Below are 16,339 nucleotides of genomic sequence, written 5' to 3' on the forward strand. Positions count from 1 at the left end.
TAGAAGCAATCTCTATGAAAAAATGAAAATGTGAGAAAAAGCGAGTTAACAAGAGAAAAACAAAGATTATTATGGGAGGACGTTTTATGTCAATGGAAATAAGCAGTAATTATAAGGATTACAAAAATGAGTATTTAGATAGGGTACAGACAGGGCAGGATAAAGTAAAAGAAGCTTCACAAGATCAAAGGGGGGAGGATAAAAACGAAGGTATTCCCGTTCCAAAGGACGAGTATATTAGTAGCGAAAAATCTGGTAGCAAGCCAAGTGGTCTGTATCGTTTAGGGCAAGATGAAAATGGTAATCCAAAAGTAATGTATGATGATCCTAAGAGAGTCGCAAAGGCGAAAGATGTTCAACCAAAGGAGGAGCCAGCGAAAAAGGCAGAGAAATGTACGACAAATACAGATAATGTTGACAGAGAGATTGAGAAACTCAAGGAGGAAAAGGAACAGCTTGAACAGCAGATAAAGGCTGCGGCGGGGGACAAAGAAAAGGTTAAGGTATTGGAGAAAAAGCTGGCTCAGATTGAGGGGGAGTTAAGCCAGAAAGATAATGATACATACAGGAGAAAGAATGCAGTAATTTCTTAAACAAATTATGAATATGAGTGGGTGAATAAGAGGGAAAGGCTTTATTCACTCCTTTTGCAAAAGGAAAGAAGTTCAGATTAAGAGTAATTGCAGAAAAGGATTTCGATTCTATATCTCAAGGAGGACAGAGAGATGATGAATGGAAGGCATTCAGAATACAGGGAACATTGGATTTTTCCTTAATCGGAATCCTTTTAAAAATATCTTGCCTGATGGCAGAAAATAATATAGGCATTTTTGCTATATCTACGTTTAATACGGATTATGTTTTAATAAAATCAAAAAATTTTTCAAAAGCAATAGAGCTGTTGTCAAAAACAGGGTATAGAGTTGCAGAATAACAAATTGTTAAGAGGATAGCAGTTTGGAACAACCGGAAAAATAATTTCCTTTATAGCATATAGGAAAAATAAATAAGAAAGATCAAATAGCAAGTACCACATTGTTTGGTTGGATATAGGAATTATTCTTTTGTATTGACCAGAGCTTTAGCAGTAGATAAATGTAATAAGGCAGGTGATGTGTATGGGAAAATGTTAGTTCTGACATTTGAGGATAATGAGGATGCTATGATGAACCGCATACTATCGTTTATAAATACCAGAGATGAAATTACTCAGATGTCAGATTTGAATAATCATCTGTTGAATTTCAAAGGTATTCTGATTGACGAGGTTCAACGGGTGATAATTCGGGAGAATCAGGAGATAGATCTTACCTATACCGAGTTTGAAATCTTGAAGCTTCTTGCAAAGCATCCGGGAATAGTGTTCAGCAAGGAACAGATTTATGACATTGTGTGGAAGGAATCCTATTCCGGTGATTACAACATCGTCATGAGCCATATCCGGAATATCCGGGAGAAGATAGAGGATAACCCAAGTAAGCCAATCTATATACAGACGGTATGGGGCGTCGGCTATCGTTTCAATAAAAATTTGATAGCATAGAAACAGGCAATTAAGAAACAAAATCTTGGTTGTCTTTTTTATTTGTAAAAAACATTTACAGCGACAGGTGCAGAAAGGAGACAGGAGTACATTGCAGAAATCAAAACGAATCAGGGCAGTAATAATAAAGATATAAGTGAATATCGTAATTGTGCAAGGGCAGTCAATAATGGCTGCCTTTTGTCATGCAAAAAATAAGCAGATGGAGGAAATACAATGGCAGATGCTAAAACAGAAAAACAGAAAGTACAGGAAATAACGGAGAAGCTGGAGCAGGGTATCAAGGAGCTTTTTGAAAGCGAGAAGTACAAGACATATCTGAATACCATGTCAAAATTCCACAATTACAGCTTTAACAATACCATGTTAATCGCAATGCAAAAGCCTGACGCTACGTTAGTGGCCGGATTTAAGGCTTGGCAGAAGAATTTTGACAGGCACGTTAAGAAAGGGGAAAAGGGTATCCGTATCCTTGCTCCGGCACCGTACAAGATTAAGGAAGAACAGGAGAAACTTGATCCGGTAACGGGAGAGATTATGCTTGATAAGAACGGAATGCCCATTACGGAGGAAGTGGAGATTAAGATACCCGCCTTTCGTGTGGTTCCGGTCTTTGATGTGTCACAGACGGACGGAAAAGAGCTGCCGGATATAGGGGTAAATGAGCTTTCGGGAAGCGTGGAGGACTATGAGGATTTTATGCAGGCACTTACGGAGGTTTCCCCGGTTCCCATTACCTATGAAGATATAGAAGGGGAGGCAAAGGGATATTTCCACACCACAGACCACCGGATTGCCATACAGGAGGGCATGAGCCAGAGCCAGACCGTAAAGACCGCTATCCATGAGGTGGCACACGCAAAGCTCCATGACCGGGAACAGAATCAGGATATAGATGCGGTCTTAGACAAAGACCGCAACACAAAGGAAGTGGAAGCAGAGAGCGTTGCCTATACGGTGTGCCAGCACTTCGGCATTGATACCTCGGACTATTCCTTTGGGTATATCGCCGGATGGAGCAGTGACCGGGATATGAAAGAATTGAAATCTGCCCTTGATACCATACGAAAGACCGCTTCGGAGCTGATCACAGGCATTGAGGACAGGTTAGCAGAGTTACAGAAGGACAGGGCAGTGGAGCAGGAGCAGAATAAGGAGAGTATACTTCTGATACAGAATGATGATCTGACAAAATACAGTCTTGTGAGTGTTATGGGCATGGACAGACAGGAACTTATGGACGTTCTTTCAGCCATGAGTGAGGACGATAAGCTGAGTATTCAAGCATATCTGGAGAGTAAAGGGGCATGGACTACCGAGATTGCCAACGAAAATACAAAAGAATTTGGAGAATACCACCTTGATGTCCGCTACAATACTGACACAGAGGAGCTTGTGGATATGAAAGAACGAAAGGCAATCTATGATAAGTCTATGGAGCCGATTGCCGCCGGAGATGTAGTGGTAAAATTCTCCGGTTCGATGGGAAGCGAATGGGAGATTTCCAAAATCACAAATATGTCCCCGGACGAAGTTAAAAAGCTGCTTTATGATATGGCTGTGCTTAATGAGAGTGAGTGGGACGGAGATTATAATGCGTATCTGAAAGAACATGGGGCAGAAATGACTTTGATTAGTTCCAGTGCCGGACTGAATGAACACGCACCGCAGTTTTTTGATTTTGCATACGATGCAGATACAGGCGTGAGTGCATCAACGGAATTGTCTGCCATACAGCAGGCAGAGAACCTTATCAACCGCATGGAGCATGGGGCAACGGTCTTTACGGATGATGAGAGAAATCTGATTGTGAATTACAATTACAAGCTCGATGACATGGAAAAGACAAGAGAATTGGCGGAGAAACTTGCATACATGATAGAAAATCAGCCTGTCAATGAAGCGCTTACTGTCATAGATGCACAGGCGGAGATTGATGCCCTTCCGGATGGCATGATAGGTCTTTCCGAGATGCACGAGTATGGTTATTCCTGGAATGAAATGCTACCTTTGACAAAGGATAAGGCAACAGAACTTTTTGGGGAAGATGTGGCTGTGTATCAGCTCCATGAGGACGGTTCCGAAACGCTCATTGAAGATTCGGAAGAATTAAAGGAGCATGAGGGCATTTTCGGTGTGGAAAAGGACGATTGGAGCGCCTATCTGGAACACAAGAGTATGAAACAGGAGTTAGAGGAAAGCCCTGCAAACAGGGTAGAACAGCTTTTATTTGGCAGTGAGGACAGATTTGGCATATATCAGCTCAAAGATACAGAGGAAGCAAGAGACATTCACTTTATGGGAATGGACTATCTTGAAAGCAAGGGCGTTGTGGTCAAAAAGGAGAATTATGATCTGCTTTATACCGCACCGTTAGAGGAAGGCACAAGCCTTGAAGATATTTACACCCGCTTTAATATAGATCGCCCCGCAGATTTTAGGGGACATTCCCTTTCTGTCAGCGATGTGGTGGTGCTTCATCAGAACGGAGAGAACACAAGCCATTATGTGGATTCCTTTGGTTACAGGGAAGTACCGGAGTTTACAAAGGAGCTTATGGCAGAGCATACAAAAGAACAGACTTCGGTCATTGATGAAACGACAGAGATACTTTCGGAGATAGCACAGGAACACGCAAACGATGAACCGGACAGGGAAAATGAAGTGTTCCTCGTCAATTACAACGAATGGCGAGAGGTCGGTACGCTCGACTTTGAACAGAATTACTTTGCCATTGACGATCCGTATGCGGACGGGGATTTCAGGCTTTTGCATTTGCAGAACCAGATCAAGGACATCACGCCTGCAGGAGTGCATTACGATACTTATGAGGAAGCTGCTGCGGCACTCTATGAATCAGAGCGGGAAATGGCGAATATGCCTTTGAACAAGGAAAATAACATCGGTTCCTATATGTTAAACGGAAGGGCACAGCTTGAGCGCATCATGGAAGCAAGACAGCTTCAGAAGCACATGGACATTGAAAATGACAAGGTATCCTACTATGTCATTGCCGATTTAAGCACATGGGCAGAGAACAGTCCGGAAAGGAGCAAGCTGGAGCGTTTTGACAGTATTTCTGAAGCAATGGAAGCATTTCAGACTTATCGTGGCAAGGATGCGCAGTACAGTGATGACAAGGCAAGGACAACCTTTGGTGTCAGTGTGCATGGCATTGAGTTTGATGTAATCCATGTAAGGAATAACGAAAACGTCCTGTCCCTTGATTTTACCCACAGCAGTGAAGCAAAGGAAAGTAAGCACTTCATGGACGATTTGCAGACGTTGAGTGACAGTATCGGTATCGAAAAAGTAAGAGTCCACCGGGATATGTCACCGGAGGAAGTGAAAGACTTTGTGAAGCAGCGTTTTGAACATCAATTAAAACAAGGCGGTCTTGATGATATTTCCCTTTATATGAGCCGGTTCAATACGCTCTATGAACAGGGAAAGATGGAGAAGTTAATGCCTACTGCCAATCAGAAGCACATCGAGGAAGATGTACCGATTACGGAGTGGGACAATCCGTATTTTGAGGTGAAAGAGCCGGAGCAGATGGCATTTTCCATAAAAGATAAATTTGTCAGTATACAGACCTGTACGGAGGGATATGATTATTCCGTTTTTGATACGGATTACAGGCTGATTGACGGTGGTGTGTATGATAATCCTGATATTTCCATTCATGCGGCGTTAAAGGACATTCTGGAGGACTTTGGACTGTCAAAACAGGATAAGCGTATTCCGGTGGACTATGAGGAACTTATGGAGAAAACAGAAGCGGTGGAGCGTGAACAGTTAAATGAGCGTATCCGGGAGGAAGTGCCGGAAGCAGACAATGTTGTTGCTGATTTCAAGGCAAAGACAGAGAAATTATTTAATGGGATCAACGGACAGACACAGGATGATATAGAGCAGACGGTATGGGCATATCTGCAATCAAAGCTCGACGAGTATGAGATAGATGTTGAGCTTTTGGATGTGGTGGTGTCCGGAAGCAGATGCAGAGGTCTGGAGAAAGCAGGCTCCGATCTGGATGTGGTTGTGGAGTATAAGGGCAGGGAGCATGAGGATGATCTATTCAATGCCTTTAACGAGGACGGTCTTATGATCGGCGGCATAAAGGTTGACATCAATCCTATCACAGAGGGCAAGACCGGAACACTTGCAACTTATCTTCCGAGAGTGGAAAGCTATCTTGCAGAGAAACAGGCAATGCAGAAAGCGTCTGCGGTGGAAGCCACACCGGAGAAAACCGTTACCTTAACGGTTGCAGAGTGTGGCGAATTTCACAGTCTGGGAGAGTTCCATGAGAATATCGCAAGCGTGGAGGAAGCAATCGCTGTGTGGAAAAGCATACCGCCGGAGCGAATGAATGGGATTCCGAGCATCGGCATCAACATACATACCGAGGGAACCGAGCATTATGAGGACGTGGAAATGGATATTCTCTCCGGCAAGGTCATTGATCTGGAGGTCTTGGATTATGTACCGGACATAACAGACGATCCGAAAGCAATCGAGATTATAGCGGAGCTGATTGACAAGTTACCGGACATTGAGGTGCGTGGTTCACTGGAGAAGTGGCAGGCGGCTATCCTTGCTACGGAGATAGACCAGTTTTCTTATGATTATGACACTTATCAGTATCAGGATACGGTTGAGGACAGAGAAGCACAGGTTGCCAACATCACTGAGGACATCAGAAACGGAAATACTGGGTATCTGAATGACTTTCTCAATGCGGTCATTTCTGAAGGCGTCAGAGAGGGCATTACGGACATTTTCGGACAGGGTGTGGAGATTGATGACAGCGAAGCGGTTCAGACTGCGAGAAGGGCAAAGGAGCTGCTTGACAAGCTGGCAGAATACAAGCCGCTTGCAAAGGTGGAGGAGCTTACCGAACAGAATTACAACATGATTGATAATGTATTAAACAACGGAGCCGAGAAAAAGGAACAGGAGCAGACCAAAGGCAGAATTTCCATAAAGGAGAAGTTGGCAGAGAAAAAGGCAGTCATAGAGCAGAGGGATAAGGCGGAACGTACTTCACCGGAAAAGGAAACCGAGAAAAAATCACAGAGGGAGATGTAAGAAGATGAGTAAATTCACAGTAGAAGAAATCAATTTCATGTGTGTGCTTGAGACACAGGACAGGACGGATATGATTGGACAGATTAGACAGGTAATGCCGCACATAAAGGATAGCGATATGGAGGAGCTTGGAGAGCAGGTGTTAGGTAAGCTCCAGAACATGACAGATGAGGAATTTGCAGAAATTTCTCTGGAAGCGGCAGAATGAATGTGAGTCGGTACTAGCAAAATTCGACACCACATGATATAATGTTTTTCAGTCAGATTAGAGCAGTAGGGATAGTCTTGCGGTTGTCCTTTCTGGAAACAGAAAGGAGGTCGGTATGAATACTTTAGAAGTGCTTACACTTTTACTGGTTGTATTTGCAGCCTTGACATACATAGACAATAAACATAACCGCAAATAAACGGAAAGGCTATCCTCTACGCCAATAGGGGATAGCCTGTAATCCGTTAATAAACTTAACGCTTTATAAGTTTCCGATTGTGCAACCGTTGGACACTCCAATATCCTTCGGTTTTCTAATCTGATTATAAACCAGCCTTGCAGATTTTGCAAGAGGTTTAGGATAGGGGTGCCAGCGCACCTCTATTTTTTGCCCATTTACAGGTTCGGAGTATCTTTTTTCTCCTGTTGATCCTGTGCAGGATCGGGCTGTGTCCGTCCGAGATACTGATTGAGATTTTCCTGTTTCCGTTTCAGCTCACGCACTTCCTTTTCGCAATCCTTATAGGTGGAAGTCAGCTCACTTTTCTGCTTCATCAGTTCCTGATACTCTGCTTTCAGTTTATCGACATTCAAGCCCTTTAAGTTTATGCCCGCCTGTTCCAGCATACGTCTGGCGCCGCCATAAAGTATAATCTGGCTTTCGTATCTGCGGAAATATGTGTCAGGATTCTTGGCTTTTTTGTAGCCGATATGATAGGAGCGGTTGTCTTTGTACTGATGTGCGTATTTGATGATTTCCGCAAGGTCTTTGATGCGGTGTTCCAGTTCCACCACGCTCTGCTTTGCAGACTTTCCGGCTTCGGTTTTCACCGCAATTTTGTGTTCCAGTTCTGCAAGGGAGCCGACTTCATTATAGCTCTGTGCGGCAATCTTTAAATTCTCGATGGCAGCCCACCTTTGCAGTCCCGGACTGTTCTGAAATTTCTCGTCCGAGGTGTCAATGAGCCTGCGGGCAGAGTAGTCCCTTTTGGGGATCACTGCCTTTCGCTCCCGTTTCCTTTCGATGCGTTCCCTGATACGTTCCTTTGTGTATTCTTTACCCAAAGACTTTGCACTGCCACGCACAAAACGCTCTTTATCCAGAGGGCGGAATGAGATGTATTTGGCAGCTCCTTCTTCAAAAGTTTCCCCCTTGATTTCATACCCTTTGGCTCTCATCAGAAGCAGAAATTCTTCGTAAGTGGAAGCCGACTTGATGCAGAAATTGATGTCCTTTCTGATCTGCGTTTTCCATGCAGAACCGTTCTTGTTAGACTGCCATTCTTTGTATTTTTTGCCACGCTGCGCACCCGGAATGATGACGGAAAGATTGTGTTCCTTGCACAGTTCATCACTCAGTTTACGGATGTGGTAATAGGACTGTTTGCAGTCGTGATATTTGTTGTGTTCGATGTTGTCAGCGGCACAAAAAATGATGTGATTATGAACGTGTTCTTTGTCAATATGGGTGGTAACAACATACGAATATTTTCCCTCTAAAAGTTTATCTGCAAGCTCCTTTCCAATGCGGTGCGCTTCTTCAAAACCGACCTCTCCCGGAGCAAAAGCCTGTATCAGATGATAGGCTTTGTTGGGACTGTTTTCCCGGCAGTGGTCGAGGGTATATTTGAAGTCATAAGCTGCGGTTTCCGGAGAACAGGCATAAGAGGAAACGAACATTTTTTCATCGGTCTTTTCGGGGTTGCAGATGTAGTCTATCGCTTTATCAACGGTTGCTTTGATAGCATGGATTTTTGTGTACGCCATACTTTATTCATCAACTCCTTTACTTCGTTTATATCCTCTTGATAAATGTTTCCGGTGCTGTTTACCCTCTTTGCGATCTGGTTTAAATTGGAGCTGATACGTCCCAACTCCGTATTATAATTTCGCAGATAACTGTAATCGACATCATACACATATCCATATAAAATCAGTTTGCGTAAAAAGGCTGACATGCTTTTCATGCCGGATGCTTTGAACTTGGTATTGAGAATGTATTGCTCATCATCACTGAGATAAAATTGCACCGGATTAGTGCGGTTTCGGTTTGCCATTGTGCCACGTCCTTTCTAAATTTGGGTACAAAAAAACTGCTGTAAAATGTTCGATTTTTACAACAGTCTGTTTCATGTTTTATTCAATTTTGGGTGTAATTACCCATAGCAAATTGTAGCAAAAACGGCAGGAAAGGTCAATGCATTTCGACGGTAAAATGAAGAGTAATCGAAGAAAAATCGAGAGAGGGTTAGGGATACTTCCCTATGGAAATTCAACTACACAGACGATAGGAAAGTGTGGGGGATTTCGCCTGTGTCATGACACAGGCAGTGCTTGCTATGTGTGTTTTCGACACTCCAAAAGGGTGTGTCGGTGTTCCGATTGCTTAGGCAATCTGATTGGAACACATATCTTGGGCTGATAGAATTACTTTAGCTATTTTTTGTCCACTTGCGCTATTAAACTGTCCATTTGCGCTATCGGCTTCAGAAATTTTTATATAATTTCCGATATAATAATCGAAAAGAAAAAAGAGGTGGAACATGATAAGAATTGCAATATGTGATGATGAAAAGAACATACGAACCTATCTTTCATCACTTGTCAGGAAACAGAACATAGAATGTGAAATCACAGAGTATGCTTCCACTGATGAATACCTGTCAGATCAAAAGGAGCATGATTTGCTGTTTCTGGATATTGAAATGAAAAGCGTTGCGTCCGGTATGGACGGTATGAGCATGGCAAAACAGATCAGGGCAACGGAGCTTACAAAGCAGCCAATTATTATATTTGTTACAGGCTATGAAAAATATGTCTATGATGCTTTTGATGTAGGAGCATTTCAATACCTGTTAAAGCCTATTGATGAACAGAGATTTGCCCAAGTTTTCCGGCGGGCAGCCGAACAGATTATATCAGAAGCGGAGCAGCAGAAGAAAACGCTGGTTATCCAATATGCCAATACGAGCAAGGCTATACCGTTAGATCATATTTACTATCTGGAAAGCCAGAGCCACAAAGTTGTAATTCATATGAATGAGGAAGAACTGGAATATTATGCAAAGCTCGGAGATTTGGAAGAAGAATTGCAGGGACAGTTTTTCCGTATTCATAAGGGATATTTAGTCAATCTTGCCTGCATAGATGAGTACAACAAGACAGAAGTAACGCTTGTCAATGGAGATAAGCTGCTGATTTCAAAATATAAATATCCGGACTTTGTAAAAGCATATCTCCGGTATATGCAGTAGGAGGACAGCGGATGAGTGAAACAGAGTTTGTGTTGTTCCAAAATATAATAGGCGGAATTGAAACTTTTTTATATGCAGTCTGTCTGACAGCTTTTTTCTATCCATTTATGACAGAAAAGAAAGAACGACAGGGAAGTAAATTAAAAAAGATACTAATAGTTTTTGGAAGTTATATAGCCATATCCCTTATTGGAAACTTTGTTCCTGCTTATGGGTGGTTAGGTTTGATGATTGTAATAATTTTATTGACGGCATCTTCTGGCTATTTAGGCATGAATAGAAATTTTACATTTTTTATGGGGATTATATTTTTCTGCATTAGAAATTTAAGTATGCTGATTGTGGAAAGTATAGATTTCTTTACAAGCAGATATTGGGTGCAGGAAAAAACATTAGTAGAGGATATTTTTCGTAATGCATCATTGAATTACATTTTTATTGCCGCATTTAGAATCTTCTTGTTTTTAATTATGCTTTTTGTTGTTGGACACCGATTAGGAAAACAAAAGATAGAACTGCAAATAAGGGAATTGTGCTATCTGATTTTGACACCGATAGTAGCAATTTTATTTGGAAATATTATTGTCCGGCTTTGGATAGTGGTGAAAGATGATTTGATTTTTCAACTTTATGAACAATATCCAATATTTCTGGGAATAGTGCCAGTAATTGCAATTTTATTCTATGCAGGAATTTTAATCACAATAGTGTCCTATCAGGAGATGGAAAAACTTCAGGAAGAAAAGAAAAAGCATTTTATTGAAGAACAACAGGTTCATTCAATACAGGAGCGAATGGAGGAAGTAGAGCAGTTTTATAACGGAATACGGCAGATGAAGCATGAAATGAGAAATCATTTGACGAATATCAAGGGACTTATGGAGAGTGGCAATTATGAGGATATGCAACAATATCTGTCAAAAATGGATGAGAGTATGAATGTGTTTGAGATAACTATTCAGACAGGCAATGCTGTTACGGATGTGATTGTAAATGATAAGCAGAAAGCAGCAAGCAAACAGGGAGTACAATTTCAATCAGAGTTCTCTTATCCGGTATCAGACAGATATGATGCGTATGATATTGGAATTATCGTCAACAATTTGTTGCAAAATGCACTTGAAGCCTGTGAAAAAATGAATACGGGGGAAAGATATATTACGCTGTCTGGAAAACAAAAAAGAAAATTTTTTCTGATAGAAGTAAGAAATTCTTTTGACGGGGAAATCAAGTTTGATAGCAATACAAATCTTCCAGTTTCCGATAAAGAAAAAGATATTTCCTTACATGGAATAGGATTATCCAATGTAAAGAGAGAAGTAGAGAAGTACATGGGAGATTTAGATATTAAGGTAAAGAAAAATGAGTTTAGTGTAACAATATTGTTACAAGAAAGGAGAACAGAAAATGAGTATTAGTGGTGTAAATGGTATTGGCGCAACTGCCTACGCTTATATGAACAGCAGTATGAAAACAACAGGGGAAGGCAATTTTGCAAGTGAAGTACAAAAGGCAGGGGAAAGTCAGAATACAACAGCAACTGCCTCTGCATGGGCGGGGGATATGGTTATTCCGTATCCGCCAAATTATAGTGGGTTTACATATGATAGCTCCATTTCCAATAAGTCGAAAGAGGAAATGACAATGGATGAATATAAGCAGTGGGTTATGAATGAAATGTCACAGATGCCTGTAAGTGCGTGGGTTCGTTCTACATATTCATCGGGAGCAACAGTGATTAAAGAAGAAGCATTTGAAAGGATGAAAAGTGATCCGGAGTATGAAAACTATGTTTTGAACCGGGTTCGTTCAGCATATTCAGTAAGCAGCCTGCCTGCCGGATCAAATAATGTCAGCTATGATGTTATCGGAGCATCGCCGGAAGAATGTTATGGATATGCAGGACCAGTAGGAAACAGTAGTTCCAATATTTCAGGTAATGAGAAATCGTGGTGGGAAAAACGACATGAAAAAATGGAAGAATTGTTAGCGGAGCAGGAAAAAGAAGCACTTAAAAGGGCACAGGCACGCAGGGCACAAGCACAGGATAATTTTCTCCAAAGTCAGTTGGAAAGTAGGCAGAGATTGCAGAGTTTTTTCATGGAAAAAATGCAGAACGAGCAGGGCACTGTAAATATGTCGGCTTTTCAGTCAGCAAGTGTTTCTGCCTCCGCTGTATCAGCCTACGAGGATACAATAAGTACATTTAGTAAGAGCGTGATAGAAAGTCAAAAGCTTTAAACGAGGAGGTTTAAAAGTATGGATATACAGGCACTTGGAATGCTGAGTAATATAACAGCAATTGTGCAAAAACAAAATGTGAATACTATTTCAGGTGATATAAATGTAGAAAAGGATTTTTATGGGACTCTAAGGGAACAGCAGATAAACTGTGTAAAAGAAGATATATATAATAAATTTCATATTGATGTGGGTGCTGCAAATGGCTATTTTGAGTGCTACATTCCAAGTGATGTGCTGTACAGAATGAATACAGACACAGTATTAAGACAAAAAGTTTATGATATGCTTGCGGATTATAGCAGCGATAAATTTAAACTAACGATGCAGACACTTAATCCGCCTGTAAAAAAATGTACACTGGTTTTTGATGATAATGGAGAGGTAGTTGCCACATTAGAGCCGGATGTAGGTGGAGAGAAGGCTGCTTCGGAGAGATCAAAGAATACTGAAAAAGTAAGGATAATGAATGGGAGCGATATAAAAGCCTTATTGCAAAACGATATACAGGAGATGATTGAAGAGATAGAAAGACAAGGAGTTATGGCAACGGAATATAAAAAGAAAAGTATTTTATAAATAATGTAAAAAGAGAATGCTTGGACTCAAAAAGAGAAAGCATAAGCAATTCTGACTGACAGAGGAATTGCAGAAACAGGTAGCAGCCGGAAACGGAGTTTTAAGATATTGAATTGCAAGGTGGTGAATAAATTGAAAAAAATAGTTTTAACAATTACAAGCATTTTTATGATAATAATTAGGTTTTTAATAGCAAATGATATGGGTCAAAGCGCTTTAAGGCACGATGACACATCTATAACAAATAATATATTGAATAGTAAAGAGGAAACATTTCAAGGGGTAAAAAGTAATAAAGATAGCTATGAGAGTGACATAGGATATGCAGATAATGATTTGGTGTTTCGGGAGTATTCTTGGGGGTATCGTTTAGAAAAAGGATATGAGATACTAATTGAGCAAGATAAGATTATTGGTGAAGTAGAAAACACGCAAACAATAGTTGTATTTTGGAATGATAGTGTGTATAAAGAGTTTGCTTTTGATGGCAACGATATTGAGTTTGAAATAGATAAAAGTGGCAATTACAGTTTTTATGCAATTGATTCAGATGGTAACTCCTTTGATATTATGTCGATAGTAAAAGCGTATAAATCAGCAGATGGAGGTGTAATGCCATTGTAATCAGATGTGAGTATAAGTGATTCTAGCTGACAGAGGAATTGCAGAAAGGTTGAAAAAATTATGGATATACAGGCACTTGAAATACTGAGTAATTTAGCGGCAATTACAACAAAGCAAGGTTCAGGAGATGCCGAAGTTGTTTCTGGGGACTTTAGCAGACTCTTAAATGAAATAAATACTATGCAGAGTGTTAGCGATATGCAGGAGGAAATTTGCAAAAAGTTTAATGTTACACTTCATGTTGTAGATTATGCATGTAATACGACAGACCAAACTGCCGAAAATTTTGATCTAGCGATGCTTGACAGTGGGAAATTTTATGGAGCTGGAAATGTAGTCATTTCTAAGAAATCTCTATTGAGAATGCAAACAGATAGTAGGTTTAGGCAAAAAGTATATGAGTCAATAGAAGGATTGGGCTGTACGAGTAAAATGACAGGAGGAATTGTAAAAAGTACAGGAGTATTTATTCACGAAGATGGAACAGGCGGTTACTGGACGGAATTTGACTGGGGAGACGAGGAAGATAATGGAAAAGGGAAAAAACTGTTAATTAGTAAAAAGCCTTTAAATGAATTTTTTCAAGAGCGCAGCAATATAGGTTATCAGCTGACAGAAAATGATATAGAAAATATTATGCCACTCATGATAACGGGGTATTATAAAAAACAGGAGTAATATTTTTTGAGTTAGAGTAATGCTTGAAGATGCCTGTAAAGAAATGGGATTATCTGATGAAGCAGCAGAACAGATAACAACTGCATACGGTAAACAGGCAGAGGAGAAAATCAATAAAGTGAACAGTATGGTTGAGTTTGTTGCAAAGCAGGTAAAAATTGAAAGAGAGAAATTCTATCAGGAGCATGGAGAACCTGCTTACAGAGTGGGAAGCTCTCCGGCAAGGAATACGACAGGAAAAGACAGCGTGGAAGTAAATAAGGAATCGAACAGTGATATTTACAAGATGTTTGCAAATCTTGATGTAAGCAGCAAAGAAAACTTCAAAAGCAGCTTTGAAAATGCGCTGGCAGGGTTCGGAAATTATTTTGTTTCTGATCCGATTGAAAATTATAATGGAACAAGTCGGGAGCAGATGCAGTTAGATGAACTGGTGAAACGATTTCAGAACTTCTTAGAAGTATAGGCATCAATTTGGATATAAAGATTTAAAATTAGTTGTAATGAAACGGATTTCACATTTAATTTGACAAGGAGGTTGCAATTATGCCGAGAATTACAGATTACAGTTTCTTATTTCAGAGTATGTTTGGGACATCAAGGATGAATTTAGTCAACAACATTCAGTTGTCCCAAATTAACAGTAGCTCCGTACAGGCACAACTAAAAGCAGCAGGGATTGACACAAACAGTAAACAGTACAAAGCGGCACTTAGCGAAATGATGAAAAATGGAAATGGTGCAATGTTTACGAATGTTCAGGCGATCAAGAATCTAATGAGCCAGTATGATAAAAATGGAGATTGGGTTGATCCGAATACCGGATTAACAGGGCTTGCTGTAACTGATGAGAACAGAAATAGTTATAAACATATCATCTCTATTCTGGAGAGCAGCCGGGAAGAAATGTTTGAACTGGCAAAGAAGGAATTTTTAAGGGATAATGGCACTCTGAATGGTGATACCACAAAGAGGGAAGATGTATATGTTAACTTATATAGAAAAATGAACAAAGATGACCGTTTGTCAGCGGGATGGACAATGGAGCAATATGAACATCAATACAGGCAGGCATTTGCAGCAGCGGCGAAAGCTGCTGATCCCTCATGGAAAGCGGGTGATCCGATACCGTCTGGAGCATTGGATGGCATTACAAGAGAGTCCATTGAAAGCACACTTGCAAGAAGTGGAAGCAGTTTTGTGAAGAAATCAATAGACGTCAGTATTTAAAAACTGTAGCATTAAATAATGCTTGCGGAGCTAAGGGATAGGTGGATTACATGGGTAAATATAAAGTATTAGATATTTTTTCTTTTTTACCTGCTAATGTGATAAGTTTAGAACAATTAGAAAAAATGTTTTTAGATAGCTTATCAGAAATATCTAATAATACAAAATTGGGTAATGAAGAAATTGTTGTTACTTGTAGTTCTCAATCTCGGTTTACTGAAAACATAAAAGAATGTGCCACAGAATTAAAGAGTGAGGGAAAGCAAGTAGCATATATCGTATGCAACGAAAAAGTAATTTCCGTTATAGGATATAGGGAAAATGAATAAGAAAAAACAAACAGCAGATAACATACTGCTGGGCTGGATATGGGAATCATTCTTTTGAATTTTCCAGAACTTAGGCAGTATATAAAAGTAATAAGGCAGGTGATGTGTATGGGAAAATGTTAGTTCTGACATTTGAAGATAATGAGGATGATATGATGAGCCACATATTATCGTTGATAAATACCAGAGAGGAAATCATTCAGATGTCAGGTTTGAATAATCATCTATTGAATTTCAAAGGTCTTAAGATTGATGAAGTTCAACGGGTGATCATTCGGGAAAATCAGGAGATAGAGCTTACTTATACGGAATTTGAGATTTTCAAGCTTCTTGCAAAGCATCCGGGAATAGTGTTCAGCAAGGAACAGATTTATGACATTGTGTGGAAGGAATCCTATTCCGGCGATTACAACATTGTCATGAGCCATATACGCAACATACGAGAAAAGATAGAGGATAACCCGAGCAAGCCTGTTTACATACAGACGGTATGGGGTGTAGGCTATCGTTTCAACAAAAATTTAAGCAGCGGTCTGTAAAGAACAAATACAGATCACTG

The 16,339-nt window shown here is 40.3% G+C and carries 16 protein-coding genes and 1 pseudogene; 15 read left to right on the forward strand and 2 right to left on the reverse strand.

What is annotated here, in order from left to right:
* The first annotated feature begins 86 nt into the window (after positions 1–86).
* The 5 genes and pseudogenes from OCV96_RS17285 to OCV96_RS17305 all read left to right on the forward strand — a co-directional run bounded on the left by OCV96_RS17285 (position 87) and on the right by OCV96_RS17305 (position 6,845).
* Complete coding sequence (locus OCV96_RS17285; RefSeq protein ID WP_055264227.1) at positions 87–593, forward strand: hypothetical protein; 507 nt, start codon at positions 87–89, stop codon at positions 591–593.
* Positions 594–718: 125 nt separating this feature from the next.
* Positions 719–934: pseudogene (locus tag OCV96_RS19680) on the forward strand (ACT domain-containing protein); the annotation flags it as partial.
* 135 nt (positions 935–1,069) lie between these two features.
* Positions 1,070–1,543 carry a winged helix-turn-helix domain-containing protein gene (locus OCV96_RS17295; RefSeq protein ID WP_330672255.1) on the forward strand — a complete coding sequence of 158 codons (474 nt, stop codon included), beginning with the start codon at positions 1,070–1,072 and terminating at the stop codon, positions 1,541–1,543.
* Positions 1,544–1,759: 216 nt separating this feature from the next.
* A complete protein-coding gene (locus OCV96_RS17300) occupies positions 1,760–6,637 on the forward strand; it encodes a YodL domain-containing protein (protein WP_055264229.1) in 4,878 nt (1,625 codons plus the stop codon).
* Between the two features lie 4 nt (positions 6,638–6,641).
* Positions 6,642–6,845, forward strand: coding sequence for a transposon-transfer assisting family protein (locus OCV96_RS17305; RefSeq protein WP_055264231.1), 204 nt, complete (start codon positions 6,642–6,644; stop codon positions 6,843–6,845).
* A 396-nt stretch (positions 6,846–7,241) separates the two neighbouring features.
* On the opposite strand, the gene OCV96_RS17310 is transcribed toward OCV96_RS17305, so the two are convergent.
* The gene (locus OCV96_RS17310; protein WP_055264233.1) at positions 7,242–8,612 is read right to left on the reverse strand and encodes a relaxase/mobilization nuclease domain-containing protein; all 1,371 of its coding nucleotides are present in this window, start codon (positions 8,610–8,612) and stop codon (positions 7,242–7,244) included.
* Positions 8,561–8,902 carry a MobC family plasmid mobilization relaxosome protein gene (locus OCV96_RS17315; RefSeq protein WP_055264235.1) on the reverse strand — a complete coding sequence of 114 codons (342 nt, stop codon included), beginning with the start codon at positions 8,900–8,902 and terminating at the stop codon, positions 8,561–8,563. The genes OCV96_RS17310 and OCV96_RS17315 overlap by 52 nt, the downstream gene beginning before the upstream one ends.
* A gap of 486 nt (positions 8,903–9,388) precedes the next feature.
* Between OCV96_RS17315 and OCV96_RS17320 the strand changes: the two genes are divergently transcribed.
* From OCV96_RS17320 to OCV96_RS17365, 10 genes are all read left to right on the forward strand, one after another.
* Positions 9,389–10,099 (forward strand): LytR/AlgR family response regulator transcription factor, encoded by a 711-nt coding sequence (locus OCV96_RS17320; RefSeq protein WP_055264237.1) that lies wholly within the window; start codon positions 9,389–9,391, stop codon positions 10,097–10,099.
* Between the two features lie 11 nt (positions 10,100–10,110).
* Positions 10,111–11,517, forward strand: coding sequence for a sensor histidine kinase (locus tag OCV96_RS17325; protein ID WP_006859239.1), 1,407 nt, complete (start codon positions 10,111–10,113; stop codon positions 11,515–11,517).
* Positions 11,507–12,340 (forward strand): hypothetical protein, encoded by an 834-nt coding sequence (locus OCV96_RS17330; RefSeq protein ID WP_055264239.1) that lies wholly within the window; start codon positions 11,507–11,509, stop codon positions 12,338–12,340. Before OCV96_RS17325 ends, OCV96_RS17330 begins: the two co-directional genes overlap by 11 nt.
* Positions 12,341–12,358: 18 nt before the next feature.
* Positions 12,359–12,919 (forward strand): hypothetical protein, encoded by a 561-nt coding sequence (locus OCV96_RS17335; protein WP_055264241.1) that lies wholly within the window; start codon positions 12,359–12,361, stop codon positions 12,917–12,919.
* A 132-nt stretch (positions 12,920–13,051) separates the two neighbouring features.
* A complete protein-coding gene (locus OCV96_RS17340) occupies positions 13,052–13,543 on the forward strand; it encodes a hypothetical protein (protein WP_055306800.1) in 492 nt (163 codons plus the stop codon).
* 60 nt (positions 13,544–13,603) lie between these two features.
* Entirely contained in the window at positions 13,604–14,221 is a 618-nt protein-coding gene (locus tag OCV96_RS17345) for a hypothetical protein (RefSeq protein ID WP_006859236.1), read from the forward strand.
* Positions 14,222–14,264: 43 nt separating this feature from the next.
* Positions 14,265–14,687 carry a hypothetical protein gene (locus tag OCV96_RS17350; protein ID WP_172679188.1) on the forward strand — a complete coding sequence of 141 codons (423 nt, stop codon included), beginning with the start codon at positions 14,265–14,267 and terminating at the stop codon, positions 14,685–14,687.
* Between the two features lie 80 nt (positions 14,688–14,767).
* Positions 14,768–15,451, forward strand: coding sequence for a DUF3879 family protein (locus OCV96_RS17355; protein ID WP_055264243.1), 684 nt, complete (start codon positions 14,768–14,770; stop codon positions 15,449–15,451).
* 50 nt (positions 15,452–15,501) lie between these two features.
* Entirely contained in the window at positions 15,502–15,780 is a 279-nt protein-coding gene (locus tag OCV96_RS17360; RefSeq protein WP_055264245.1) for a hypothetical protein, read from the forward strand.
* A 116-nt stretch (positions 15,781–15,896) separates the two neighbouring features.
* Positions 15,897–16,319 (forward strand): winged helix-turn-helix domain-containing protein, encoded by a 423-nt coding sequence (locus OCV96_RS17365; RefSeq protein ID WP_006859233.1) that lies wholly within the window; start codon positions 15,897–15,899, stop codon positions 16,317–16,319.
* The last annotated feature ends 20 nt before the right edge of the window (positions 16,320–16,339 follow it).

The organism is Waltera acetigignens, assembly GCF_025567015.1.
GTDB lineage: Bacteria > Bacillota > Clostridia > Lachnospirales > Lachnospiraceae > Acetatifactor > Acetatifactor acetigignens.